20 protein-coding genes and 5 tRNA genes are annotated in these 24,766 nt (G+C 59.5%); 7 read left to right on the forward strand and 18 right to left on the reverse strand.

Annotated elements, in window-relative coordinates; genetic code table 11:
• Window positions 1-34: 34 nt before the first annotated feature.
• The 3 genes from BLV61_RS06510 to leuC all read right to left on the reverse strand — a co-directional run bounded on the left by BLV61_RS06510 (window position 35) and on the right by leuC (window position 3,023).
• Window positions 35-802: a class I SAM-dependent methyltransferase gene (locus BLV61_RS06510; RefSeq protein ID WP_090463679.1), complete on the reverse strand. Its 768-nt coding sequence runs from the start codon at window positions 800-802 to the stop codon at window positions 35-37.
• A gap of 146 nt (window positions 803-948) precedes the next feature.
• Window positions 949-1,593 (reverse strand): 3-isopropylmalate dehydratase small subunit, encoded by a 645-nt coding sequence (leuD, locus tag BLV61_RS06515; protein ID WP_047531250.1) that lies wholly within the window; start codon window positions 1,591-1,593, stop codon window positions 949-951.
• Between the two features lie 11 nt (window positions 1,594-1,604).
• A complete protein-coding gene (leuC, locus tag BLV61_RS06520; RefSeq protein WP_090463682.1) occupies window positions 1,605-3,023 on the reverse strand; it encodes a 3-isopropylmalate dehydratase large subunit in 1,419 nt (472 codons plus the stop codon).
• 147 nt (window positions 3,024-3,170) lie between these two features.
• Between leuC and BLV61_RS06525 the strand changes: the two genes are divergently transcribed.
• The gene (locus BLV61_RS06525) at window positions 3,171-4,061 is read left to right on the forward strand and encodes a LysR family transcriptional regulator (RefSeq protein ID WP_047531254.1); all 891 of its coding nucleotides are present in this window, start codon (window positions 3,171-3,173) and stop codon (window positions 4,059-4,061) included.
• Between the two features lie 66 nt (window positions 4,062-4,127).
• The gene (locus BLV61_RS06530) at window positions 4,128-7,406 is read left to right on the forward strand and encodes a PAS domain S-box protein (protein ID WP_090463686.1); all 3,279 of its coding nucleotides are present in this window, start codon (window positions 4,128-4,130) and stop codon (window positions 7,404-7,406) included.
• A 66-nt stretch (window positions 7,407-7,472) separates the two neighbouring features.
• Here BLV61_RS06530 and BLV61_RS06535 read toward each other — a convergent pair whose 3' ends face one another.
• The 10 genes from BLV61_RS06535 to gltX form a co-directional block, all read right to left on the reverse strand.
• A complete protein-coding gene (locus tag BLV61_RS06535; protein WP_047531258.1) occupies window positions 7,473-7,919 on the reverse strand; it encodes an Hsp20 family protein in 447 nt (148 codons plus the stop codon).
• Between the two features lie 130 nt (window positions 7,920-8,049).
• A complete protein-coding gene (locus tag BLV61_RS06540) occupies window positions 8,050-9,009 on the reverse strand; it encodes a tRNA dihydrouridine synthase (RefSeq protein ID WP_090463689.1) in 960 nt (319 codons plus the stop codon).
• 170 nt (window positions 9,010-9,179) lie between these two features.
• Window positions 9,180-9,623, reverse strand: a complete 444-nt coding sequence (locus BLV61_RS06545) for an acyl-CoA thioesterase (RefSeq protein ID WP_047531261.1) — start codon at window positions 9,621-9,623, stop codon at window positions 9,180-9,182.
• Between the two features lie 48 nt (window positions 9,624-9,671).
• Window positions 9,672-10,505: an alpha/beta fold hydrolase gene (locus BLV61_RS06550; RefSeq protein ID WP_090463693.1), complete on the reverse strand. Its 834-nt coding sequence runs from the start codon at window positions 10,503-10,505 to the stop codon at window positions 9,672-9,674.
• Between the two features lie 29 nt (window positions 10,506-10,534).
• The gene (locus BLV61_RS06555) at window positions 10,535-11,074 is read right to left on the reverse strand and encodes a TetR/AcrR family transcriptional regulator (RefSeq protein ID WP_047531265.1); all 540 of its coding nucleotides are present in this window, start codon (window positions 11,072-11,074) and stop codon (window positions 10,535-10,537) included.
• Window positions 11,075-11,258: 184 nt separating this feature from the next.
• Window positions 11,259-11,334 (reverse strand) — tRNA-Glu (locus tag BLV61_RS06560).
• Between the two features lie 80 nt (window positions 11,335-11,414).
• A tRNA-Ala gene (locus BLV61_RS06565) sits at window positions 11,415-11,490 on the reverse strand.
• 53 nt (window positions 11,491-11,543) lie between these two features.
• Window positions 11,544-11,619: transfer RNA gene (locus tag BLV61_RS06570), tRNA-Glu, on the reverse strand.
• Window positions 11,620-11,698: 79 nt separating this feature from the next.
• A tRNA-Ala gene (locus BLV61_RS06575) sits at window positions 11,699-11,774 on the reverse strand.
• Between the two features lie 202 nt (window positions 11,775-11,976).
• Window positions 11,977-13,458, reverse strand: coding sequence for a glutamate--tRNA ligase (gltX, locus tag BLV61_RS06580; RefSeq protein WP_090463698.1), 1,482 nt, complete (start codon window positions 13,456-13,458; stop codon window positions 11,977-11,979).
• Window positions 13,459-13,691: 233 nt separating this feature from the next.
• On the opposite strand from gltX, the gene BLV61_RS06585 reads away from it, so the two are divergent.
• On the forward strand, window positions 13,692-14,741 hold the full coding sequence (locus BLV61_RS06585) for an HlyD family secretion protein (RefSeq protein WP_047531272.1): 1,050 nt from the start codon (window positions 13,692-13,694) through the stop codon (window positions 14,739-14,741).
• Entirely contained in the window at window positions 14,731-16,281 is a 1,551-nt protein-coding gene (locus BLV61_RS06590; RefSeq protein ID WP_090463701.1) for an MDR family MFS transporter, read from the forward strand. Before BLV61_RS06585 ends, BLV61_RS06590 begins: the two co-directional genes overlap by 11 nt.
• 54 nt (window positions 16,282-16,335) lie before the next feature.
• Here BLV61_RS06590 and uvrB read toward each other — a convergent pair whose 3' ends face one another.
• On the reverse strand, window positions 16,336-18,351 hold the full coding sequence (gene uvrB, locus BLV61_RS06595) for an excinuclease ABC subunit UvrB (protein WP_090463704.1): 2,016 nt from the start codon (window positions 18,349-18,351) through the stop codon (window positions 16,336-16,338).
• 352 nt (window positions 18,352-18,703) lie between these two features.
• Here uvrB and BLV61_RS06600 point away from each other — a divergent pair, with 352 nt between their 5' ends.
• Together BLV61_RS06600 and BLV61_RS06605 are read left to right on the forward strand one after the other, a co-directional pair.
• Window positions 18,704-19,900, forward strand: a complete 1,197-nt coding sequence (locus BLV61_RS06600; RefSeq protein WP_047531278.1) for an amino acid aminotransferase — start codon at window positions 18,704-18,706, stop codon at window positions 19,898-19,900.
• Window positions 19,901-20,051: 151 nt separating this feature from the next.
• A complete protein-coding gene (locus BLV61_RS06605; protein WP_047531280.1) occupies window positions 20,052-20,252 on the forward strand; it encodes a hypothetical protein in 201 nt (66 codons plus the stop codon).
• Here the strand turns inward: BLV61_RS06605 and BLV61_RS06610 are convergent.
• The gene (locus BLV61_RS06610; RefSeq protein WP_090463707.1) at window positions 20,249-20,479 is read right to left on the reverse strand and encodes a hypothetical protein; all 231 of its coding nucleotides are present in this window, start codon (window positions 20,477-20,479) and stop codon (window positions 20,249-20,251) included. The genes BLV61_RS06605 and BLV61_RS06610 overlap by 4 nt on opposite strands.
• A 227-nt stretch (window positions 20,480-20,706) precedes the next feature.
• Here BLV61_RS06610 and BLV61_RS06615 point away from each other — a divergent pair.
• Window positions 20,707-20,782, forward strand: a tRNA-Asn gene (locus tag BLV61_RS06615).
• Window positions 20,783-20,910: 128 nt separating this feature from the next.
• Here BLV61_RS06615 and BLV61_RS06620 read toward each other — a convergent pair.
• The 3 genes from BLV61_RS06620 to BLV61_RS06630 all read right to left on the reverse strand — a co-directional run bounded on the left by BLV61_RS06620 (window position 20,911) and on the right by BLV61_RS06630 (window position 24,589).
• Window positions 20,911-22,428 (reverse strand): nucleobase:cation symporter-2 family protein, encoded by a 1,518-nt coding sequence (locus BLV61_RS06620; protein WP_090463710.1) that lies wholly within the window; start codon window positions 22,426-22,428, stop codon window positions 20,911-20,913.
• Window positions 22,429-22,853: 425 nt separating this feature from the next.
• Window positions 22,854-23,681, reverse strand: coding sequence for an arylamine N-acetyltransferase family protein (locus BLV61_RS06625; protein WP_090463714.1), 828 nt, complete (start codon window positions 23,679-23,681; stop codon window positions 22,854-22,856).
• A 113-nt stretch (window positions 23,682-23,794) separates the two neighbouring features.
• The gene (locus BLV61_RS06630) at window positions 23,795-24,589 is read right to left on the reverse strand and encodes an exodeoxyribonuclease III (protein WP_090463717.1); all 795 of its coding nucleotides are present in this window, start codon (window positions 24,587-24,589) and stop codon (window positions 23,795-23,797) included.
• Window positions 24,590-24,766: the final 177 nt, after the last annotated feature.

Consider the following 24,766-nt stretch of genomic DNA (forward strand, 5'->3'; position numbering starts at 1 on the left):
GGGGCGCGCCCGGAAAAAATCTATCGATCGGTACCTATCTTTCTACAAACAGCACCAACACATCCGTGCTGAACGAACCATCGGCCTCAATCTCGAAATATTCGCGTACTTCGTTGCCCATTGACTGTTGCAACTCGCGAATCGCCGCACGCATCACCTGCGGCGTACGCATGCGCTCGACCCAGGAGTTGTACTCCAAACGCAGGCGCTGTCGCGTGGTGCTACGGGTGTGCAGCCCCGCTTCGCTGATCTGGCGCAACCATTCACCGGCGGAATAATCACGCACATGGCTGGTGTCACGCAGCACTTCGACGCTTTGCAGGTAAGTGTCGAACAACGGGCTGCCCGGTGACAACACATCGATGAACGCCGCCACGCCACCCGGTTTCAACACCCGACGCACTTCCCGCAGGGCCAAGCCGAGATCGCTCCAATGGTGCGCCGAATAGCGACTGAAGACGAAATCGAATTCACCGTCGGCAAACGGCAAGCGTTCGGCGGCGCCATTGACCGTGGACACGTTGCTCAATCCACGATCAGTGGCGGCTGCGGCGACCACGTCAAGCATCTGCTGCGACAGGTCGTAAGCCACCACTTCCTTGACCAGCCCAGCCACGTGAAAACTCACATGACCGGCACCGCAACCCAGATCCAGCACGCGGGCATCGCCCTGCCCCGCCAGTTCGGCCTGCAGCAGCGCAAATTCAGTGCCTTGAGCGTGTACGGCGCTGCTCAGGTAGGCCGAAGCCTGTTCACCGAATTGCTTTTGGACTACCTGGCTGTGCTGGGCGGTGCTGGTCATGGTCACTTCCTTTTAGTCTTGTGGCGCCTGTTACGGCCTCATCGCTGGCAAGCCCGCTCCCACAGGTTTTTTGAACGCCGTAAATCCCTGTGGGAGCGGGCTTGCCAGCGATGGGGCCGGCCCTGACTACAAAAATCTCGAATCAATCAAGCGTCGCGAAACAACCAAGGCTGGCTCGCACGGTGCTTGGTTTCAAACGCCGCAATCGCGTCGCCGTCCTGCAAGGTCAGGCCGATGTCGTCCAGGCCATTGAGCAGGCAATGTTTGCGGAAGGCGTCGATTTCGAAGCTCAGGACCTTGCCGTCCGGGCGGGTCACGGTCTGGGCTTGCAGGTCGATCTGCAACTGGTAGCCCGGATTGGCTTCTACCTGCTGGAACAGTTCGTCGACTTCGGCATCGCTCAAGATGATCGGCAACAAGCCGTTCTTGAAGCTGTTGTTGAAGAAGATGTCGGCATAGCTCGGCGCGATGATGCTGCGGAAACCGTATTCTTCCAGGGCCCACGGCGCGTGTTCACGGCTGGAACCGCAACCGAAGTTCTCGCGGGCCAGCAACACGCTGGCGCCTTGATAACGCTCGGCGTTGAGGACGAAGTCCTTGTTCAGCGGGCGCTTGGAGTTGTCCTGATACGGCTGCCCCACATCCAGGTAGCGCCATTCATCGAACAGGTTCGGGCCGAAACCCGTGCGCTTGATCGACTTCAGGAATTGCTTCGGAATGATCTGATCGGTGTCGACGTTGGCACGATCCAGAGGCGCGACAAGTCCAGTGTGCTGGGTAAAAGCTTTCATGCTGCGCTCCTTTAGATCAATTCACGGACGTCGACGAAACGACCGTTCACGGCGGCGGCCGCGGCCATGGCCGGGCTCACGAGGTGGGTACGGCCACCCGCGCCCTGACGGCCTTCGAAGTTACGGTTGGACGTCGAGGCGCAGTGTTCGCCGGACTCCAAACGGTCCGGGTTCATCGCCAGGCACATCGAGCAACCCGGCTCACGCCATTCGAAACCGGCTTCGAGGAAAATCTTGTCCAGGCCTTCCGATTCAGCCTGCGCCTTCACCAGACCCGAGCCCGGCACGACGATGGCCTGCTTGATGGTCGAGGCCACTTTGCGGCCCTTGGCAATGACGGCAGCCGCGCGCAAATCTTCGATCCGCGAGTTGGTGCAGGAGCCGATGAACACGCGGTCCAGTTGAATGTCGGTGATCGCCTGATTGGCGGTCAAACCCATGTATTTCAGGGCGCGCTCGATGGAGCCGCGCTTGACCAGGTCCATTTCCTTGGCTGGATCCGGCACGTTTTGATCAACGGCCAAGACCATTTCAGGCGAAGTGCCCCAGCTGACTTGCGGCTTGATCCGGGTCGCGTCGAGCTCGACCACGGTATCGAACACGGCATCGGCATCGGACACCAGGTCTTTCCAGGCTTCGACCGCCAGGTCCCATTCCGCGCCTTTCGGGGCGAATGGACGACCCTTCACGTAGGCCACGGTTTTTTCATCGGCCGCCACCAGACCTACGCGGGCGCCGGCCTCGATGGACATGTTGCAGATGGTCATGCGGCCTTCGACGGACAGGTCACGAATCGCGCTGCCGGCGAATTCGATGGCATGGCCGTTACCGCCGGCGGTACCGATCTTGCCGATCACCGCGAGCACGATGTCCTTGGCGGTCACGCCGAACGGCAACTGGCCTTCGACGCGCACCAGCATGTTTTTCATTTTCTTGGCGACCAGGCACTGGGTGGCCAGCACGTGCTCGACCTCGGAGGTGCCGATACCGTGAGCCAGGGCACCGAAGGCGCCGTGGGTCGACGTATGGGAGTCGCCGCAGACCACGGTCATGCCCGGCAAGGTTGCACCCTGCTCCGGGCCGATGACGTGGACAATGCCTTGGCGCACGTCGTTCATCTTGAATTCGACAATGCCGTATTCATCGCAGTTGTCGTCCAGGGTCTGGACCTGCAGGCGCGAGACCTGGTCAACAATGGCGTCGATGCCGCCCTTGCGCTCCGGCGTGGTCGGTACGTTGTGGTCCGGGGTCGCGATGTTGGCATCGATGCGCCAAGGCTTGCGCCCGGCCAGACGCAGGCCTTCGAAGGCTTGCGGCGAGGTCACTTCGTGAATGATGTGACGGTCGATGTAGATCAGCGCAGAACCATCATCGCGCTGCTTGACCAAATGCGAATCCCAGAGCTTGTCGTAGAGCGTTTTGCCGGCCATCAGACGTTTTCCTCATCAGCTTGTTTCTATGCCCCGGGCTTTGATTTCTCAATAACCCCTTGGCTTGTGAGGCTGATCCTATGGGGTTACATTAAATAACTCAAATTCATATTTTTTATGCTTTGGATAACCAACTGGAATACAACCATGGACCTGGCCAACCTCAATGCCTTTATTGCCATCGCCGAGACAGGAAGCTTCTCCGGCGCCGGCGAGCGCCTGCACCTGACCCAACCCGCCATCAGTAAACGCATCGCCGGGCTGGAGCAGCAATTGAAGGTGCGGCTGTTCGATCGACTGGGTCGTGAAGTCGGCCTGACCGAGGCAGGCCGCGCGCTGCTGCCGCGTGCTTATCAGATTCTGAACGTACTGGATGATACTCGCCGCGCCCTGACCAACCTCACCGGCGAAGTGACCGGCCGTCTGACCCTGGCCACCAGTCACCACATCGGCCTGCACCGTTTGCCTCCGTTACTCAGGGAGTTCACTCGACGCTACCCCGACGTCGCGCTGGATATTCAATTCCTCGATTCGGAAGTGGCCTACGAAGAAATCCTTCATGGTCGTGCCGAATTGGCCGTCATCACCCTGGCGCCGGAACCCCACGCACTGGTCAAGGCCACGCCGGTGTGGGACGACCCGCTGGACTTCGTGGTCGCGCCGGAGCATTCGCTGCTCAACAATGGCCCGGTCAGCCTGGCGGACATTGCCCGGCATCCGGCGGTGTTCCCCGGCGGCAACACCTTCACCCACCACATCGTCCAGCGCCTGTTCGAAGCCCAGGGGCTGACGCCGAACATCGCCATGAGCACCAATTATCTGGAAACGATCAAGATGATGGTGTCGATTGGCCTGGCCTGGAGCGTGTTGCCGCGCACCATGCTCGACGATCAAGTTGCACGAATACCCCTGCCGGGCATACAACTGTCTCGCCAGCTAGGCTATATCCTGCACACAGAACGGACGCTATCGAATGCAGCACGGGCCTTCATGGCCTTGCTGGATGCTCAAATCGATCTGCCAGGGATTCAGGGTTAACTTGTGCTAGTGCTATAGAGCCGCAAATTCCTGTGCAAAATGCCCAAATCAGCCTAAGGCTTGCCAATGCCGAAATCTGTTGACCGTATTCCGCCGATGCCGCGTATTCAGGCACTTGATCCACAACGATCCGAGCAGAGCTGGGAAAGTGCCCCCCAATTGTTGGCCGCCTTGAACGGCGCCCGGCTGGGTGCCTGGTATTGGGACATCGAACGCGGTCAGATCAGCTGGTCACGGGGTACTCAGGCGCTGTTCGGCTTTGATCCGCGCCAACCGTTGCCCGCCGATCTGGAATACCTCGATTTGCTGCCGCCGGAAGACCGGGCGAAAACCATTCGTGCCTTCCATGCCGTGATCGCCGGCGCACCGCTGGAGCAAGCGATGCACCACCGCATTCGCTGGCCCGACGGCAGCCTGCACTGGCTGGAGATCAACGGCAGCCTGCTGCCGGACAAAAACGGCCGACCACGCATGATCGGCGTGATTCGCGAGATCACCCACCAACGTCAGCGCGAGCAGGCGCTGAGCAGTTCGGAAAAGCGGTTCGCCACCCTGTTCCATCTGTGCCCGAACATGGTGCTGCTGACACGCCAGGAAGACGGCCTGATCACCGAAGCCAATCAGTATTTCGAAAGCCTGTTTGGCTGGCCGGTGCAAGACGCGATCGGCCGCACCACCCTGGAGTTGGGCCTTTGGGTGAATCCCGAACAACGCGCGACACTGGTCAAAGCCACCAAGGCCAAGGGCGAACTGATCAACATGGAGGTGCAGTTTCGCGCCAGCAATGGCCAGATCCACGACGGCATCCTCAGCGCACAAAAGGTCGAGCTCGAAGGCCAGCCGTACCTGTTGAGCACCTTCCTCGACACTACCGAACGCAAAGCCGCCGAGCACGCCTTGAAAGACAGTCAGGAACGCCTCGACCTGGCACTGGATTCGGCACAGCTGGGCACTTGGGACTGGCACATTCCCAGCGGCATGCTTTACGGTTCGGCCCGCGCCGCCCAATTGCACGGGATGGATGCGAAGCCTTTTCATGAATCTTTCGACGAATTTTTCGAAGGGGTTCCCGGCGAAGAACGCGACAACATGCGCGACGCTTACCGCAGCTTGCGCGAAGGCCCGGCGGGCAACTATCAACTGACTTACCGCGTACAACTGGAAGACGGCACTTCGCGCTACCTGGAAAGTCGCGCCCGGCTGTACCGCGATGAAAATGGCGCGCCGCTGCGCATGGCCGGGACCCTGCTGGACATCACCGATCAAGTCGAACGCGAACAACAGCTGGTGGCCTCCGAAGAAAAATTCGCCACCCTGTTCCAGGTCAGCCCGGACCCGATCTGCGTCACCCGCCAGGACACCGGTCAGTTCATCGAGATCAATTCCAGTTTCACCCAGACCTTTGGCTGGGGCACCGCCGATGTGATTGGCCGCAGCGCTGATGAAATCGGCCTGTGGGACGCCTCGGCCAAAAGCCTGCAGCGCATCGAACAGGTCATCCGCGAGCAAAGCCTGAATAACGTGGCCATCCTCGTCCAGCACAAGGACGGGCAGTCGCTGACCTGCGTGATTTCCAGCCGTCAGATCAACGTCGGCGACCAGCCATGCATCGTCACTACGTTACGCGACATCACCCAGCAACAACGCTCGGAAGCAGCGCTCAAGGCCAGCGAAGAGAAGTTCGCCAAGGCGTTCCACTCAAGCCCCGACGCCATCACCATCACCGAACGCGACACCGGCCGCTACCTGGAGGTCAACGACGGGTTCTGCCGCCTGACCGGCTACCGCGCCGACGAAGTGATCGGGCGCACGGTGTATCAGGTCGGAATCTGGGCCGAAGAAAAACAACGCGCGGCATTGCTGGCTGAATTGCAGATCAAGGGCCGGGTTCATCACCAGGAAATGCTCGGGCGCAACAAGCGCGGCGAGTTGTTGACGGTGGAAGTGTCGGTAGAACCGATCACCCTGAACGAAACCGCGTGCCTGCTGCTGACCGCCCGAGACGTCAGCTTGCTGAAAAACGCCGAAGCGCAGATCCGCCACCTGGCGTACCACGACCCACTGACCAACCTTCCCAACCGCGCGCTGCTGATGGACCGCTTGAGCCAGCAGATTGCCCTGCTCAAACGCCACAACCTGCGCGGCGCATTGATGTTTCTCGACCTTGATCACTTCAAGCACATCAACGATTCCCTCGGCCATCCGGTGGGCGATACGGTGCTGAAGATCATCACCGCACGCCTGGAAGCCAGTGTGCGCATGGAAGATACCGTCGCGCGCCTGGGCGGCGACGAATTCGTCGTCCTGCTCAGCGGTCTAGAGGGCTCGCGCAGTGAAGTCAGTGAGCAGGTGCGCGAACTGGCTGACACCTTGCGCGAACTGTTGTCAGAACCGATGTTCCTCGATGGCCAGCGCCTGCAAGTGACGCCGAGCATTGGCATTGCTCTGATTCCCGACCATGGCTCCACGCCGACGGATTTGCTCAAACGCGCTGACATTGCCCTTTATCGCGCCAAAGATTCGGGGCGCAACATCGCGCAGATGTATCACAACACCATGCAGAAGGCCGCGAGCGAGCGCCTGCGCATGGAGACCGATCTGCGCCTGGCGCTGTCCCGGGGTGAGTTTCGCGTGCACTACCAACCCCAGCTCGACGCCCGGAATAACCGTATCGTCGGTGCCGAGGCCCTGGTGCGCTGGACCCACCCCGAACTCGGCGCGCAATCGCCAACCGAATTCATCAAGGTGCTGGAGGACAGCGGGCTGATCCTGGAGGTCGGCACCTGGATTCTCGACGAAGCCTGTCAGGCCTTCCGGCAATTGATCGCCAATCGCCTGATCGACCCGCTGAACTTCAGCCTGTGCGTCAACATCAGCCCAAGGCAGTTCCGCCAGAACGACTTTGTCGAACGCATCGAAAACAGCCTCGCCAGCCATGGCCTGCCCTGCTCGCTGCTGAAACTGGAAATCACCGAAGGCATCGTCATCCAGAACCTGGAAGACACCATCAATAAGATGCGCCGCCTGAAAAAACTCGGCGTGAGCTTCGCCATGGACGACTTCGGCACCGGTTACTCCTCGCTGACCTACCTCAAGCGCCTGCCGGTCGACACGCTGAAAATCGACCAATCGTTCATCCGCGACGCCACCACCGACCCCAACGACGCCGAAATCATCCGCGCCATCGTCGCCATGGCTCGCAGCCTGGATCTGAAGGTGATTGCCGAAGGCGTGGAGACGCCGGAGCAACTGGCGTTCCTGCAGGGGCTGGAGTGCCATTTCTATCAGGGTTACCTGCACAGCCAGCCGTTGCCGGTGGAGGAGTTTCAGAAACTCCTGAGGTAATCAGATCTTTGCGGGAATGGGATACAAAAAAGGGGCGCCCATGGCGCCCCTTCTTGTTGCTCTGACTCAGTGCTGCAGAGCCGGTTTTTCCGTCCCGTTGATCGGGATGCGTTTGGCTTTCGCCTCTTCCGGAATCACCCGCAGCAGGTCGATGCTCAACAGACCGTTGCTCAGGCCAGCAGCCTTGATTTCGATATGGTCCGCCAGTCGGAACGACAGCTTGAACGCACGCTGGGCAATGCCTTGGTGCAGGAAGGTCACGCCTTCGTTGCTGTCACGTTTGCCGCCACTAATGGTCAGCACACCCTTCTCGACTTGCAGCTCCAGGTCTTCTTCCTGGAAACCGGCCGCCGCCACGACGATGCGGTATTGATCGTCACCGTGCTTTTCGACGTTGTACGGTGGGTAAGTGCTGCCTGGTTCATTGCGCAGGGCGGTTTCGAACAGGTCGTTGAAACGATCGAAGCCTACCGAGGAACGGAACAGAGGCGCCAGGGAAAATGCAGTACTCATGATTCAAATCTCCTGAAAATAATCAGCAAGTTATTTGTCTCCGCGACCCGAATTCGGCATCGCGTAACCCTTAGATAGGGACCGCCAATTGCTTTTCAAGAGATTTTTTTCAAATTTTTTTTAACGATTTTCAGGCGGCTTCAGCGACCTGCAGCCCCAACAAGCGCGAGACCTGATCCAGCTCGGTCTCACGACGCAGGACACTGAACAGCTCCACCGCTTCGGGATAATTGCGGGTCAGCATCGCCAGCCATTGCTTCAAACGGCCCGGTGATTGGCGAGGCGTCATCTGCGCCTTGGCTTGCAGCCAGAAATCCTGAATCAGAGGCAGCAGCTCGGCCCAGGTCATCTCAATGACCTCTTCACCGGCCCTTGCCGCAGCAATTTGCCGAGCCAAGTCCGGACGTGAAACCAGGCCGCGACCGAGCATGATGTCTTCCACACCGCTGATTTCGCGGCAACGGCGCCAGTCTTCGACACTCCAGATATCGCCATTGGCAAACACCGGCACCTTGACCACGTCCTGAACCCGCGGAATCCACTCCCAATGCGCTGGAGGCTTGTAGCCGTCGGTTTTGGTTCGTGCATGAACCACGATGTGCGCAGCGCCACCTTCGGCCAGGGCCGTGGCGCACACCAGTGAGCCATCCGGGCTGTCGAAGCCCAGGCGCATCTTGGCGGTCACGGGAATGTGCGACGGAACGGCGCGACGGACCTGTTCGACGATCTGGTTCAGCAGCTCCGGCTCCTTGAGCAGCACTGCACCACCACGAGACTTGTTCACGGTTTTGGCCGGGCAGCCGAAGTTCAGATCAATCACTTCGGACCCCAGCTCACAGGCCAGCGCGGCGTTCTCTGCCAGGCACACCGGATCGGAACCCAATAACTGCACGCGCAGCGGCACACCGGCAGCGGTGCGAGCACCGTTGAGCAATTCCGGGCCGAACTTGTGGAAATAGGCAGGCGTGAGCAACTGATCGTTGACACGAATGAACTCGGTTACGCACCAATCAATGCCACCCACGCGGGTCAGCACGTCGCGCAGGATGTCGTCAACCAACCCCTCCATGGGCGCCAAGGCAATTTGCATGAAAAACACACTCAACGAAAAACGTGCGGCAGTTTACTGGATTACGCAGGAAATCTGCAGAACATCGCAGATCCTTTGTAGGAGGAGCTCGCTCGCGATGGATTCAAAAACACCACGGGGAACCAGACAGTCCGCGTGATCGTTGACCACCATCGCGAGCAAGCTCGTTCCTACGATAGTTGGAGCGACAGCAACGCCGGGCCATAACCCTCGATGAACTCCACTGGCATGCGCTTGGGCCGACCGGTGGACAGTTCGATGCAAACAAAGGTGGTTTGCGCCCGCAGCAGCGTGGTGTTGTCGCTCGGGCGCTTCAACTGGAAGTGTCGGGTCATTTTCAGGCGCTGATCCCAATCGACGATCCAGGTCGCCAATTGCAGCTCGTCGCCCTCATAAGCGGCCGCCAGGTAATCGATCTCATGCCGCACCACCGCCATCGCCCGGTCCAGTCGACGATACTCGACCAGATCCAGGCCCAGGCGCTGGGAGTGGCGCCACGCACAGCGCTCGAGCCAGGTGACGTACACCGCATTATTGGCGTGCCCGAGCCCGTCGATGTCCTCGGCGCCCACTTGCAGATCAATGATAAATGGCGTTGCCCGATCCCAGCCCATGCCCCACTCCCGGTCAAATGATGTCGACCGGGGCAGTGTAACGGATGCTCAGGCCGATTGGCGCGATTGCAGACTTCGTCCGGCCAGAAGTGATAGCACGCCATCAATCACCCGAGGGTCGGCCAATACTCGCTGATGACCGCCTTCTTGCAGACGCAACAGACGGCTGTCGAACCAGGCTTCGTGGATCGCCTGCGATTCCTTCACCAAAACAAACTTGTCGTCTTCGGCATGGATGATCAGGCCGGGCATGTCCAGTTGGTAGTGCGCCACATCCAGCGTGGCAGCGCGCATGCCGACGTCTTTCTCAACCTGACGGATGAATGCCGAGCGAGCTTTTGGCGGCAACCCGACATAGCGCGCAAAGCCACGTAGTACACCGAGGATTCGCGCCGGAGCTGCGATTGTCACCAGAGTTTCGGTGCGCAAGCCCAGTTGCACAGCGAGCATGGCACTGGCCCCGCCCATGGAGTGACCGATGACGGCTTGAAGCGGTGGCAGCTCGGCGGCGGCTTCGAGCATGGCGCGGGCGAACAGCACGACATTCGCCTCGGTTCCCGGCGAGCGACCGTGCGCCGGGCCGTCGAGGGCAACCACCGTGTACCCGGCATCGACCAGGGCAGTGATGAGACTGGCAAACTGCGTCGGCCGGCCTTCCCAACCGTGCATCAGCAGCACTGCCGGGCCCTGCCCCCAGCGCAATGCCGAGAGACCGAAACGCAAAGTGATCCGTTCGGATTTGGCCAGCAGCGGCAATTCCCAATCACGCGGCGGCAAATCTCGCGGCGTCATGAACGCCAGTCGCATTTTTCTTGCAACCAGTTTTGGAGCAAACCAACCCAAGGTGCCATTGACGCCACGAACCCACTTTAACGCGCTCATCGCTCTCTCCTCAGGCTGTAGCCTTCAGGTCAACGCACTGCTGACTTGGCAGCGCGAAGCAATCGGTCGGATAAATCACCGGGGCCCAGCGCCCGTGCCAGCGCCAGACCGCCCACCATCAAGGCCATGTCGGCCAGGGCTTTATCGGTGTCTTCGGGACTGGCCGCCAACTGCGCGACCATCAGTTCCATGTGTTCATTCAGTGCGATCCGGAAGGCATCGGGCAGACGTCCGAGCTCACCGATCGAGGCCGGAATCGGGCACGCAGACTCGCTGGAATCACGGTGTTTGCGCGACAGATAGAACGCCGCGACCAGGGCGCGACGCTCTTCACCGGTCAGTTCGGCATCCATGTCAGCAATCAGGTCACGGCGGCGACCCAGCAATTGCTTGAACGCCTCCAGCATCATTGCGTCCTTGCTTTCGAAGTGCGCATAAAAGCCGCCGACGGTCAGGCCGGCTGCGCCCATTACTTCGCCCACGCTAGGCTCGGCCGGGCCGCGCTGAATCAGCGCTGCGCTGGCAGCCTTGAGGATGCGTTCACGGGTTTGAGCTTTTTTATCGTTCATCGTTGCCTCCGAATATTACGACTAGAATATTATTCTCATAATAATTTTCTGCAAGTCGTAGATGTGACCGCTGGTCTGAAGAACAGTTTGAAAGAAATGGGGGAATTTGGCTAAACGCCAGACAAACAAAAGGGCCATTCAATAATTGAATGACCCTTATAAAATCCCGCAGAGCGGGTAATCGTGGCGTCCCCTAGGGGACTCGAACCCCTGTTACCGCCGTGAAAGGGCGGTGTCCTAGGCCACTAGACGAAGGGGACACAAACCCTTCTATACAACTGACCAGTGCTGAGAACTGATCGATTCAAGGCCGGTGTGGCCAGACCTTGAACTGTAAAATTGGTGGAGCTAGACGGGATCGAACCGTCGACCTCTTGCATGCCATGCAAGCGCTCTCCCAGCTGAGCTATAGCCCCGGATTTTTCGCCTCGCGGCGGAGCGACATCTTGCAACATCGCTTCTGTAAAACTGGCGTCCCCTAGGGGACTCGAACCCCTGTTACCGCCGTGAAAGGGCGGTGTCCTAGGCCACTAGACGAAGGGGACGCAAACCCTTCTATACAACTGATCAACGCTGAGTGTTGATCGCTTCAAGGCCGGTGTGGCCAGACCTTGAAGTGTAAATTGGTGGAGCTAGACGGGATCGAACCGTCGACCTCTTGCATGCCATGCAAGCGCTCTCCCAGCTGAGCTATAGCCCCTCATCGTTGATGTCATCGCTGAGGACGGGGCGAATCTTAAGGGTGTATCGAAAGCCTGTCAAACTTATTTTTGAAAAATTTCAAAATTTTTTGTCGGCATAACAACCACTTACCGCCCTTCCCCCGTAAATTCAGGAGAAAACGCCGGAGGACAGGAGCAAAAGATCCCGGCCTCCGACGGCTACCGCAGAGTCAGACGTGCTCAGGCGATAGCGCCCAGGAGCTTTTCCCACTCTTTGTTTTCTTTCTTCGACACGCCGCCCAGCAGGTCGATCGCCTGGCGCAGACGGAAACGCGTCAGGTCCGGACCGAGGATCTCCATCGCATCGAGCACAGACACCGAGCTCGCCTGACCTGTGATCGCGGCAAACATCAGCGGCATGGCATCACGCAGCTTCAGCTCCAGGGACTCGACCACGGCCTGAATGGTCGCGGTGATGCTGTCCTTCTCCCACTGACGCAGGCTTTCCAGCTTCCACAGGATCAACTGCATCAACTGACGAACCTGATCGCCGGACAGCTTCTTCGATTCGAACAGTTTTGCGTCCGGATTCACGCCACCGGCAAAGAAGAATCCGGCCAGCGGTGCAACCTGGCTGAAGGTCTCGACGCGGCCCTGCACGTGCGGCGCGATCTTCATCATGTATTCGGAATTGAAGGCCCACTTCTGGACGCGCGCGGCGAATTCTTCCACCGGCAGGTCGCGCAGCCACTGGCCGTTGAGCCACGACAATTTCTCGATGTCGAAAATCGGCCCGCCCAGGGACACACGCTTCAGATCGAAGTTATCGACCATCTCCTGCAGGGAGAACTTCTCGCGCTCGTCCGGCATCGACCAGCCCATGCGCCCCAGGTAGTTGAGCATTGCTTCCGGCATGAAGCCCATGCGCTCGTAGAACGTCACCGAGGTCGGGTTCTTGCGCTTGGACAGCTTGCTCTTGTCCGGGTTACGCAACAGCGGCATGTAGCACAGCTCCGGCTGCTCCCAACCGAAGTATTCGTACAAGAGGATCAGTTTCGGCGCCGACGGCAGCCACTCTTCACCACGCAACACGTGGGTGATGCCCATCAGGTGGTCATCGACCACGTTGGCCAGGAAGTAGGTCGGCAGGCCGTCAGTCTTCATCAGGACTTGCATGTCCATGCGGTCCCACGGGATTTCGACGTCGCCACGCAGCATGTCCGGAACCACGCAGACGCCTTCGCTCGGCACCTTCATGCGGATCACGTGCGGCTCGCCAGCGGCCAGGCGACGCGCGACTTCTTCCTTGGACAACAACAGCGCACGACCGTCGTAACGTGGCGTCTCGCCGCGAGCCATCTGCTCGGCGCGCATCTGGTCCAGCTCTTCGGCGGTGCAGAAGCACGGGAAGGCATGGCCCATATCGACCAACTGCTGGCAATACTTCTGATAAATCTCGCCACGCTCGCTCTGACGGTAAGGACCGTGCGGGCCACCCACGTCCGGGCCTTCGCTCCAGTCGATGCCCAACCAGCGCAAGGCGTCGAAAATCTGCTGTTCGGACTCACGGGTCGAACGCAGCTGGTCAGTGTCTTCGATCCGCAGGATGAACTCACCGCCGTGCTGCTTGGCAAAGCAGTAGTTGAACAATGCGATGTAAGCGGTACCTACGTGGGGGTCCCCTGTAGGCGATGGCGCGATGCGCGTGCGGACGGTGGTCATGGCAAGTCTCAACAAAAGAATAGAAAGCGAGGATCAGACAAGGGGCGAATGGTAACAGGCGACACCCGCCCGGCTCCAGTCAGCAGGGCATTTAAGCCAAGGTTGCGTCTACAACGACCGTTTGCCGCGGTGAATGACTGAATATCAGCCAATGGCATTTACCGTTTATCGGCTGTATGCAAGATTCGCCTGCTGATAACTTTCCTGACAATTTCTCGACTACAGTTTGCCCCATGCCTGCCCAACTCAAGCGTCGCCTGTCTATTTTCCTGTTAATTGTCCTGCTGATCGCCGGAGGCTTTTTTGCCCATTGGTTTTTCAAGGGGCGTTTTTACGAAAGCACTGACAACGCGTACGTGCAGGGCGAGATCACCCGCGTGTCGAGCCAGTTGGGGGCACGCATCGACAAGGTGCTGGTCCAGGACAACCAGCATGTCGAGAAAGGTCAGTTACTGATCAAGCTCGAAGGTGATGATTTCCACCTCGCCGTCGACCGCGCCAACGCAGCCCTCGCCACTCGCGAAGCCGAACGCTTGCAAGCCCAGAGCAAACTGACGCAACAAAGCAGCCTGATTGCCGCCAGCGATGCGCAAGTCGCGTCCACGCAAGCGAGCCTGGGTCGCTCACAGATCGACCTGAACCGCGCCGAGACCTTGCGCAAGCCCGGTTACGTCTCGGAGGAACGGGTCACCACCCTCTCCGCCGACGCCCACATTGCCCGCTCGCAACTGGCCAAGGCCCAGGCAGATGCCCAGGGTCAGCGCCAGCAAATCAACGCACTGACCGCCGAGATCAAACGCCTCGACGCGCAAATTGCCAACGCCAAAACCGATCTGGCCCAAGCTGAACTGAACCTCACCCGCAGCGAAATCCACGCCCCTATCAGCGGTCTGATCGGCCAACGCGCCGCCCGCGAAGGTCAGTACGTACAGGCCGGCGCCTATTTGCTGTCGATCGTGCCGGATGAAGACATCTGGATTCAGGCCAACTTCAAGGAAACCCAGATCGGCCATATGCAACCCGGTCAGAAAGCCGAGCTGACTTTCGACGCCTACAGCGATACCCCGATCGAAGCGCGGGTCGACAGCCTGTTCGCCGCGTCGGGCGCGCAGTTCAGCCTGTTGCCGCCGGACAATGCCACGGGCAACTTCACCAAAGTCGTACAACGGATTCCGGTAAAACTGACCTTCGCCGCGGACAATCCCCTGCGCGGCAAAATCCGGCCGGGCATGTCGGTCACGGTCAAAGTGAATATCAAAGACGCCCCTGACAATGGCCGGTGATCAGCTGATCCGTCCGGCCGGGGAACCGACCCGGCGGGACTGGATCGCGGTCATGAGCGCGATGCTCGGTGCCTTCATGGCGGTGCTCGACATCCAGATCACCAACTCATCGCTCAAGGATATTCAGGGTGCGCTGTCGGCGACCCTGGAAGAAGGCTCATGGATTTCCACCTCGTACCTGGTGGCGGAAATCATCATGATCCCGCTGACCGCGTGGCTGGTGCAGTTATTGTCGGCGCGACGCCTGGCGGTGTGGGTGTCCCTTGGGTTCCTCGCCGCCTCCCTCCTTTGCTCCATGGCCTGGAGCCTGGAGAGCATGATCGTCTTCCGCGCCTTGCAAGGCTTCACCGGTGGCGCGCTGATCCCGCTGGCGTTCACCCTCACCCTGATCAAACTTCCCGAACACCACCGCGCCAAGGGCATGGCCATGTTCGCCATGACCGCCACCTTCGCACCGTCGATCGGCCCGACACTGGGCGGCTGGCTGACGGAAAACTGGGGCTGGGAATACATCTTCTACATCAACATCCCCCCCGGCCTGCTCATGATCGCGGGCCTGATGTACGGCCTGGAAAAGAAGGAATCACACTGGGAACTGCTCAAAAGCACCGATTACGCCGGGATCGTCACCCTCGGCATGGGCCTTGGCTGTTTGCAGGTATTTCTGGAAGAAGGCCATCGCAAGGACTGGCTCGAGTCGAACCTGATCGTCAGCCTCGGCAGCATCGCGTTACTCAGTCTGATTACCTTTGTGATCGTGCAGTTTTCCAAGCCCAATCCACTGATCAACCTGCGCATTCTCGGCAATCGCAACTTCGGTCTATCGAGCATTTCCAGCGTCGGGATGGGGGTCGGCTTGTACGGTTCGATTTATCTGTTGCCGCTGTATCTGGCGCAGATCCAGAACTACAACGCCCTGCAGATCGGTGAAGTGATCATGTGGATGGGCGTGCCGCAGCTGTTTCTGATTCCGCTGGTGCCCAAGCTGATGAAATACATCTCGCCAAAATGGCTGTGCGCGCTGGGTTTCGGCCTGTTCGGCTTCGCGAGTTTTTCATCGGGCGTGCTGAACCCGGACTTCGCCGGACCGCAGTTCAATCAGATTCAGATCGTGCGCGCGTTGGGCCAGCCACTGATCATGGTCACCATCTCGTTGATCGCCACGGCCTACATCCTGCCCCAGGACGCGGGCTCGGCGTCGAGCCTGTTCAACATCCTGCGCAACCTCGGCGGCGCCATCGGCATCGCCCTGCTCGCCACCCTGCTGGATGCGCGAACCAAGACCTATTTCGATTATTTGCGCGAGTACATCGTGCCGAGTAACCCGCAGGTGGCCGAGCGCCTGGCATCTTTGACCAACACCCTGGGCAATGAAACAGCGGCGCTGGGCAAGCTCAGCGAGATTGCCCATCAACAGGCGTCGATCATGGCCTACAACGATGCGTTTCATCTTGTCGGGATCGCGCTGGGGGTCAGCATGCTGGCGGTGTTACTGACCAGGAAGTTGCCAGCGGGGCTTAAAGCCGGCGAAGCGCATTGATACCGATCATGCGCTCAACACTGTGGCGAGGGGCTGCCCCCTCGCCACACGCCATCAGACCGTAATCAACCGCTCGCGCAACTTGGCAATCTCGTCACGCATCTGTGCTGCGGCTTCGAATTCCAGATCACGTGCCAGCTGGTACATCTTCTCTTCCAGCGCCTTGATCCGCTTGGCAATCTCACCCGGCGACCGCAACTCGGCTTCGTATCGGGCATTTTCCTCGGCGGCCTTGGCCATGCCTTTGCGTTTCTTGCTGCGCGAGCCCGGCACGGTGGCGCCTTCCATGATGTCGGCCACATCCTTGAACACGCCCTTGGGCGTAATGCCATTGGCCAGGTTGAAGGCGATCTGCTTGTCGCGACGGCGCTCGGTTTCGCCGATCGCGCGCTCCATGGAGCCGGTAATGCGATCGGCATAGAGAATCGCCCGGCCATTGAGGTTACGCGCCGCCCGGCCGATGGTCTGGATCAGCGAGCGCTCGGAGCGCAGGAAGCCTTCCTTGTCCGCATCGAGAATCGCCACCAGCGACACTTCCGGCATGTCCAGGCCTTCGCGCAACAGGTTGATCCCCACCAGTACGTCAAAAGTGCCGAGGCGCAAATCGCGGATGATCTCAACCCGCTCCACGGTGTCGATGTCCGAGTGCAAGTAGCGCACGCGCACGCCGTGGTCGGCCAGGTAGTCGGTCAAGTCTTCGGCCATGCGCTTGGTCAGTGTGGTGACCAGCACCCGCTCCTCGACGGCGACACGCTTGCTGATCTCCGACAACAAGTCGTCGACCTGGGTCAGTGCCGGGCGGATCTCGATTTGCGGGTCCACCAGCCCGGTCGGACGCACCACCATGTCAATCACGCGCCCCGCGTGCTCGGCCTCATAGTTGCCCGGGGTCGCCGAGACAAAAATCGTCTGCGGGCTGATGCTTTCCCATTCGTCGAAACGCATTGGCCGGTTATCCAGCGCAGACGGTAGACGGAAGCCGTACTCGACCAGGGTTTCCTTACGCGAGCGGTCACCTTTGTACATCGCCCCGACCTGCGGCACGCTGACGTGGGACTCGTCGATTACCAGCAACGCGTCGGCCGGCAGGTAGTCGTAAAGGGTCGGCGGCGGCGCGCCGGCTTCACGACCGGACAGGTAGCGCGAGTAGTTTTCGATGCCGTTGCAGTAGCCCAGCTCGAGGATCATCTCCAGATCGAAACGGGTGCGCTGCTCCAGACGCTGGGCTTCCACCAGTTTGTTGTTGGAACGCAGGTATTCCAGGCGCTCCTTCAATTCGACCTTGATCCCTTCAACGGCGCCCATCAGGGTTTCCCGTGGCGTCACGTAGTGGCTTTTGGGGTAGAAGGTGAAGCGCGGCAGCTTGCGGATGACTTCACCGGTCAGCGGATCGAAGGCCGACAGGCTTTCCACTTCATCATCGAACAGCTCGATGCGGATCGCTTCGAAGTCGGATTCGGCCGGGTGGATATCTATCACATCGCCGCGCACACGAAAGGTCGCACGGGCGAACTCCATGTCGTTGCGGGTGTATTGCAGGTCGGCCAGACGCCGCAGCAATTCCCGTTGATCGAGCTTGTCGCCGCGATCCACGTGCAACACCATCTTCAAATAGGTTTCCGGACTGCCCAAGCCATAGATACACGACACGGTGGTGACGATGATCGCGTCCTTGCGCTCCAGCAGCGCCTTGGTTGCCGACAGCCGCATCTGCTCAATGTGGTCGTTGATCGACGCGTCTTTCTCGATGAAGGTGTCGGACGACGGCACATAGGCTTCGGGCTGATAGTAGTCGTAGTAGGAAACGAAATACTCCACGGCGTTGTTCGGGAAGAACGCCTTGAACTCTCCGTACAACTGCGCGGCCAGGGTCTTGTTTGGCGCCAGCACGAGGGTCGGGCGCTGCACCTGGGCGATGACGTTGGCGATACTGAAGGTCTTGCCCGAGCCGGTCACACCGAGCAACGTCTGGTGCGCCAACGCGGCTTCAATGCCCTCGACCATCAGGCGGATGGCTTCCGGCTGATCGCCGGCGGGCTCGAAACGGGTGACTAGCTGAAATTCAGACATGTAGTACCTCTCGGTTCTCGGTGCAGGAATTCGCGCCTGCACAGTCAAACTGGCAGGAACGAAAAAGGCCGCAAACGACGCACGTCGCCCGAGGAAAAAACTGGATTGTGCTCAATGTGGAGCCGATTGCACTCGCTTTCAAGGCAAACGTCCTACATCCCTCGAAGTCTTTGACGATGCCAATCGACTAACGGTCGGAAAATAATCGGAAAAACTTACCGTAAAAGCTGAATCGTCTGTCGCCATCAATCGCAGATGGCCTCTATACTAGCTCCCCGTTTGTGCACCGCTCTAGTGCATTCGGCTGGAGCGCGACACGTCCCTCCACTCTCCATTCAGAGCCGCCGCAAAAATGAGCCTGTTCTCCGCTGTCGAAATGGCACCACGCGATCCAATCCTGGGCCTCAACGAAGCATTCAACGCCGATACCCGTACCAACAAGGTCAACCTGGGAGTCGGTGTTTACTGCAACGAGGAGGGGAAAATTCCACTCCTGCGCGCCGTTGTCGAAGCCGAAACCATTCGCGTCGCTCAACACGCTTCTCGTGGCTACCTGCCAATCGACGGCATCGCCGCCTACGACCAGGCCGTGCAAAAACTGCTGTTCGGTAACGATTCGCCACTGATCGCCGCTGGCCGCGTCATCACCACCCAGGCCGTTGGCGGCACTGGCGCACTGAAAATCGGCGCTGACTTCCTCAAGCAACTGCTGCCGAACGCCGTCGTGGCCATCAGCGACCCGAGCTGGGAAAACCACCGCGCGCTGTTCGAAACCGCCGGTTTCCCGGTACAGAACTACCGCTACTACGACGCCGCGACCCATGACGTGAACCGCGCCGGCCTGCTGGAAGACCTGAACGCGCTGCCAAACGGCTCGATCATTGTGCTGCACGCCTGCTGCCACAACCCGACCGGCGTCGACCTGAGCCCGGCGGACTGGAAAAACGTGCTGGAAGTGGTGAAAGCCAAGGGTCACGTGCCGTTCCTCGACATGGCTTACCAAGGCTTTGGCGATGGCATCGACGAAGATGCCGCCGCTGTACGCTTGTTCGCTGAATCGGGCCTGACCTTCTTCGTCTCCAGCTCGTTCTCCAAATCCTTCTCGCTGTACGGCGAGCGCGTCGGCGCCCTGTCGATCGTCAGCGAATCAAAAGAAGAAAGCGCGCGCGTACTGTCGCAAGTCAAACGCGTCATCCGCACCAACTACTCCAACCCGCCGACTCACGGTGCAAGCATCGTCGCCGCCGTACTGAACAGCCCGGAACTGCGCGCCCAATGGGAAGCGGAACTGGCCGAAATGCGCCTGCGGATTCGCGGCATGCGCACTCAGATGGTGGAACTGCTGGCGAAACACGCTCCGCAGCGCGATTTCAGCTTCGTTGGTCGTCAGCGCGGCATGTTCTCGTACTCCGGCCTGAGCGTTGAGCAGGTTCATCGTCTGCGCAACGAGTTCGGCATCTACGCCCTGGACACCGGCCGCATCTGCGTGGCGGCGCTGAACCAGAGCAACATCCATGTCGTGACGGATGCCATTGTTCAGGTGATCTGAATCGCGCGCTGATACGAAAAACGGGAAGCCTTTTGGCTTCCCGTTTTTTATTTGTCGCAGATAATTCTCAAAGCAGAGGCCCAGCCCTCTAAACTTCACCCGGCTCGCCCCTAAAGGTTTGATGCCCACCCGAGATTCGACGAGATCCCACATGAAAAACGATGACCTACGCGCTGACCGCGATGACCTGGATGAATTCGTCCCCCGCGCCCCGGCCAAACGCGGCAACAACCTGGTGATGCAAGTCGCCACCGGCGTATTCCTCGGCGGCCTGGCGCTGTGGCTGGTGCAACTGGGCGCCACAGCGCTTTACGCCAAGCTGATGCTCGGCACCTTTACTTTCGGCGGCTAGGCCAGTTCGGTCGCCCGCTGGCTGGCCGCGTCATCGTAGGCGACGTACAGCGATTCAGCGACCTGACTCTTGATCGCCTTGGTGCTTTCCAGGCCGAGGACAAAACCTTCGGCCTTGCCGCCGGCGCGATTCAATTCGTCGGCACTGCTGGCCTGGACGATCGCATCAAACAGTTTTTCGGCGTGCGGGCCGACACCCTTGGGCAGGCTGATCTGAGCGATGCTCATGCGAGTACCCCGTTTTGTCGGGGTGAGGTGGCAGGGTGATTCATGGTGCGTACCTTTTCGGCGAATGGCCGGTAGCGCGTGTAACCGCTTCCGGGCGGTCATGGTAGTCCTCTGCTGCGGTTCTGGTAACTGCCAATCACCGATAAACCACCGTCCGTCCCGACGAATCCATCATTTTGCTATCAGACGCTTGACTTCCCTTTCTGAATCAGTAACATAGGCGCCATTCCGCGATAGCTCAGTTGGTAGAGCAAGTGACTGTTAATCACTGGGTCCCTGGTTCGAGTCCAGGTCGTGGAGCCAGACAGCAACATCAAGAAGCCCCTGAATCGAAAGATCAGGGGCTTTTTTGTGGCTGCGTTTTTTTGATCCACAAAGAAAAAGCCGATCTGTCTATTCAACAGATCGGCTCTTTTCATTCGCGGAACGTGTCAGACATGCTCGCTACTTTTCGCATGCATCGCCCGCGGCTCTCCATGTCCATGGTCGGGCTCCACCACCGGAATCTCCTTGCCATCGCAGTCATGCAGCTTGCCGTCGCTGAAGTAATCCCCTTCGCGCAACGCTGCCAGGTCCTGATAACGCAGCACCCGCTCGGTCCCTGCGGCAAACACCGACTGCTGGTCGGAGTTGCCGGCGGTCAGGTGATTGAACGTCAGGTTCAGCACGATGGCCATGATTGCCGAGGAGCTGATGCCGGAGTGGAAAATGGTGGCGAACCAGCTTGGGAAGTGGTCATAGAAGTTCGGCGCGGCGATGGGGATCATGCCGAAGCCGATGGAGGTGGCGACGATGATCAGGTTGACGTTGTTGCGGTAGTCGACCTTGGACAGCGTACGGATACCGCTGGCGGCCACTGTGCCGAACAACACGATACCGGCACCACCAAGAACAGAGGTCGGCACTGCGGCGATGACTCGCCCCATGAACGGCAGCAAGCCGAGGATGACCAGAAACAGCCCACCCGTGGCCACGACAAAGCGGCTCTTGATTCCGGTCACCGCCACCAGCCCGACGTTCTGGGCAAAGGCGCTTTGGGTGAATGAGCCAAAAATCGGCGCGATCATGCTCGACAGCATGTCGGCACGCAGACCGTTCCCCAGGCGCTTGGAATCAACCTTGGTACCGATGATTTCACCGACGGCCAGGATATCGGCCGAGGTTTCCACCAGGGTCACCATCACCACAATGCACATCGACAGGATCGCGGCAAAGTGAAAAGTCGGCATGCCGAAATGGAACGGCGCAGGAAAACCGAACATCGGGCCCTGGGTCACGGACGAGAAATCCGCCATGCCGAGCACCACCGCGACGATCGTACCGATGACCATGGCCAGCAGGATCGACAAACGGGAGATGGTCGCGCTTCCAATCTTGCTCAGAAACAGCACCAGCACCAGCGTCACCGCAGCCAGACCGATGTTGGCCATGCTGCCAAATTCGGGCGAATGGCTGTTACCGCCCATGGCCCAGCGTGCAGCCACCGGCATCAGCGTCAGACCGATGGTGGTAATCACGATGCCAGTGACCAGCGGCGGGAAGAACTTGGTGATTCGAGAGAACACCGGGGTAATCAGCAAACCTATCAAGGACGCCGCAATCACCGCCCCCAGAATCGACTGAAACCCGCCCTCGCCGCCACTGCTGACAATCGCCACCATGGTCGCGACACCCGAGAACGACACGCCCTGTACCAGCGGTAACTGACAGCCGAAAAACGGTAGACCCAGGGTTTGCAGCAACGTGGCCAGCCCCCCCGCAAACAATGAAGCAGCAATCAACAAACCGATGTCCGCCGGCGAAAGCCCGGCTGCCTGACCGATGATCAAAGGCACCGCGACGATGCCGCCATACATGGTCAGAACATGTTGCAGGCCGTAAGCCATATTCGCGCCGACCCCGAGATTCTCATCTTCAGGCCGTTGGTGTGAAACATGGGGCGTTTTCATGTTAGGGGGTTCCCTGGTTTTTGTTATGCGCACACTGTATTCAAGACTCACGACAACTGTCTATAGAATTGTATACAACTGGCAAGTCAAATTATGAACGGTTGCCCATGCAGTCTGTGTGCCACTGTGTGCAATATCCAAAAAACCACGGAACATATCCGTCGCGCCCATCACTCCTGCGTCCACCTGTCTTTTGAGTTCCTGGCGACCATCAGCCGTTTTCATCGGCACATCAAGTGCTCCGGGCGTGCTGACCGAGCCTGACAAAGCAGAGACCAACAGGGTCTGGAAAGCCTGAAAACCGGCTTTGGCAAGCCCTCAGTGAAATTCATAAGGTGATGGCGCCTCAAGCTCAGTCCTGAAAAAGCGCGAAAAAGGGGCAGAATGATCCAGTTCGCCCATTTCTTGTGTGCACGATTAACCGCCTATTGCGTCACTATCAATCGCTCAAGTGTGCGCACCAACGTCGCTTGGGGTGGCACACGTATATCGAACTCGCTTTCCAGCAAGTCGATTAACTCCTGTACATCGGCCACCTGCCGGCGTTCGCTGTCACGTCCCAGGCGATGAATCGCAAAACTGCCGTTGTTGAGCGTACGTCGCCACCCCTCCCCGGTCCGCGCCACCATCAATTGCCTGGCGAACGTTGATTCGGGGTGAGTCGAGACATACCAGTTGCCGACGGCGTAATCGATGTCTTCCTGGCGCTGCAGGTCGAAGATGTACATCGCTCGCCATTCGTCCGCGACCCTGGCGCTCAGGATGTAGCCATCGGCGTGCTGTTCGATGCGATACGACTCATGTGGCGTGAGTTGTTCATCGGCGATATCAAGCAGCAGCGGCGCAGTCGGCACCATGCCGCCGAAGCCAACGTCGCTGATGTAACGCACGCCGTCCAGGGTGACCAGGCTCAAGCGGTGAGTGCGGGCTGTCCACGCGCCTTCGGGCTGGCCCATGACCACCCGGCCGCTGATCCCACGCGCCTCGAATCCGAGCGACTGAAGCAAGGCCAGGTACAGATTATTGAGTTCGTAGCAGTACCCGCCTCGCCCCTCGTGCAGGACTTTCTTCTCGACCGAGGGCAAGTCGATCAGCACGGGTTCGCCGGATAACGTGGTCAGGTTTTCAAACGGGAACACGCCGGTATGGCGCAATTGCAGTTGTCGCAGGGTTTCCAGGGTCGGCGCCGGGGGCGCGCCAAAACCCAGGCGTCGCAGGTATAACGCGAGGTCGGTCAGGCGTGGCTCACTCATTGTTCAGTCCTTATGCACGCAGGCTGCGGATCGTTCCGCCGATGGGCGCTATGTATAAGGGAAGAACCGCCGTGGCCGACAATTGAATTAACCAATCGCCCCCACTCCTAATGTCAACGACGTTTGCGCGAATCCAGTTGAATCCAGGTCGGTGCGTGATCACTGGCGTGGGCTTCGTTGCGCACCCAGGCATCGACGCCAGCCGCCTGCAGATAAGGGCTCAAGGCCGGATTGAGCAGCAGGTGGTCGATGCGCAAGCCTGAATTCTTCTGCCAGTGTTGGCGAAAATAATCCCAAAAGGTGTAGAGCCGATCCTGCGGATACAGGTGTCGCAAGGCGTCGGTCCAGCCCTGATCCAGAAGGCGCTGATAACACTCGCGGCTCTCGGGTTGCAGCAGCGCATCCTTGAGCCACGAACGCGGGTTGTAGATGTCCAGGTCAGTGGGCACCACGTTGTAGTCACCGGCGAGCACCACCGGATGCTCGCTGCGCTGAAGGTCCCTGGCATAGGTAATCAGGCGCTCGAACCACGCCAGCTTGTAGTCGAACTTCGGCCCCGGCTGCGGGTTGCCATTGGGCAAGTACAGGCAGCCCACCAGCACGCCGTGAACGGCGGCTTCCAGGTACCGGCTCTGGCTATCGCCGTCATCGCCCGGCAAGCCTCGCCGGCTCTCCAAGGGCTGCGCATCCCGCGCCAGAATCGCCACGCCGTTCCACGCGGTCTGCCCCTGCCAGACGGCACCGTAACCGATGGCCTCCAGCTCAGCGGCGGGGAACATGCTGTCCACCGACTTGAGTTCCTGCAAACAGGCGATGTCCGGTTGCTCACGTGCGAGCCAGGCCAGCAGGTTCGGCAACCGGGCGCGCATGCCGTTGACGTTGAACGTCGCGATTCGCAACTTTTTCATGGCCATCAGTCCTGTTACCAAGGGTGTCCTGATTGTGACCCTGATGGCTCGCAGTGGTTGCGCTGGCTGGCGCGTATACGGCGTAACAGCACGGCCTTCGCGAGCAAGCTCCCACAGAAGAATTGGATTCCGGGCTCGACCAAGACCAACGTAGGAGCGAGCCTGCTCGCGATAGAC

The sequence above is a fragment of the Pseudomonas mohnii genome, from assembly GCF_900105115.1.
Taxonomy (GTDB): Bacteria; Pseudomonadota; Gammaproteobacteria; order Pseudomonadales; family Pseudomonadaceae; genus Aquipseudomonas; species Aquipseudomonas mohnii.

Coding starts and splice junctions, on each gene's coding strand:
- BLV61_RS06600 (WP_047531278.1), top strand. CDS start 18,704: ATGAGCCTGTTCTCCGCTGTCGAAATGGCACCACGCGATCCAATCCTG.
- BLV61_RS06625 (WP_090463714.1), bottom strand. CDS start 23,681: ATGAGTGAGCCACGCCTGACCGACCTCGCGTTATACCTGCGACGCCTG.
- BLV61_RS06590 (WP_090463701.1), top strand. CDS start 14,731: ATGGCCGGTGATCAGCTGATCCGTCCGGCCGGGGAACCGACCCGGCGG.
- leuD (WP_047531250.1), bottom strand. CDS start 1,593: ATGAAAGCTTTTACCCAGCACACTGGACTTGTCGCGCCTCTGGATCGT.
- BLV61_RS06535 (WP_047531258.1), bottom strand. CDS start 7,919: ATGAGTACTGCATTTTCCCTGGCGCCTCTGTTCCGTTCCTCGGTAGGC.
- uvrB (WP_090463704.1), bottom strand. CDS start 18,351: ATGTCTGAATTTCAGCTAGTCACCCGTTTCGAGCCCGCCGGCGATCAG.
- BLV61_RS06530 (WP_090463686.1), top strand. CDS start 4,128: ATGCCGAAATCTGTTGACCGTATTCCGCCGATGCCGCGTATTCAGGCA.
- leuC (WP_090463682.1), bottom strand. CDS start 3,023: ATGGCCGGCAAAACGCTCTACGACAAGCTCTGGGATTCGCATTTGGTC.
- BLV61_RS06540 (WP_090463689.1), bottom strand. CDS start 9,009: ATGCAAATTGCCTTGGCGCCCATGGAGGGGTTGGTTGACGACATCCTG.
- BLV61_RS06555 (WP_047531265.1), bottom strand. CDS start 11,074: ATGAACGATAAAAAAGCTCAAACCCGTGAACGCATCCTCAAGGCTGCC.
- BLV61_RS06525 (WP_047531254.1), top strand. CDS start 3,171: ATGGACCTGGCCAACCTCAATGCCTTTATTGCCATCGCCGAGACAGGA.
- BLV61_RS06605 (WP_047531280.1), top strand. CDS start 20,052: ATGAAAAACGATGACCTACGCGCTGACCGCGATGACCTGGATGAATTC.
- BLV61_RS06610 (WP_090463707.1), bottom strand. CDS start 20,479: ATGAGCATCGCTCAGATCAGCCTGCCCAAGGGTGTCGGCCCGCACGCC.
- gltX (WP_090463698.1), bottom strand. CDS start 13,458: ATGACCACCGTCCGCACGCGCATCGCGCCATCGCCTACAGGGGACCCC.
- BLV61_RS06510 (WP_090463679.1), bottom strand. CDS start 802: ATGACCAGCACCGCCCAGCACAGCCAGGTAGTCCAAAAGCAATTCGGT.
- BLV61_RS06545 (WP_047531261.1), bottom strand. CDS start 9,623: ATGGGCTGGGATCGGGCAACGCCATTTATCATTGATCTGCAAGTGGGC.
- BLV61_RS06630 (WP_090463717.1), bottom strand. CDS start 24,589: ATGAAAAAGTTGCGAATCGCGACGTTCAACGTCAACGGCATGCGCGCC.
- BLV61_RS06585 (WP_047531272.1), top strand. CDS start 13,692: ATGCCTGCCCAACTCAAGCGTCGCCTGTCTATTTTCCTGTTAATTGTC.
- BLV61_RS06550 (WP_090463693.1), bottom strand. CDS start 10,505: ATGAGCGCGTTAAAGTGGGTTCGTGGCGTCAATGGCACCTTGGGTTGG.
- BLV61_RS06620 (WP_090463710.1), bottom strand. CDS start 22,428: ATGAAAACGCCCCATGTTTCACACCAACGGCCTGAAGATGAGAATCTC.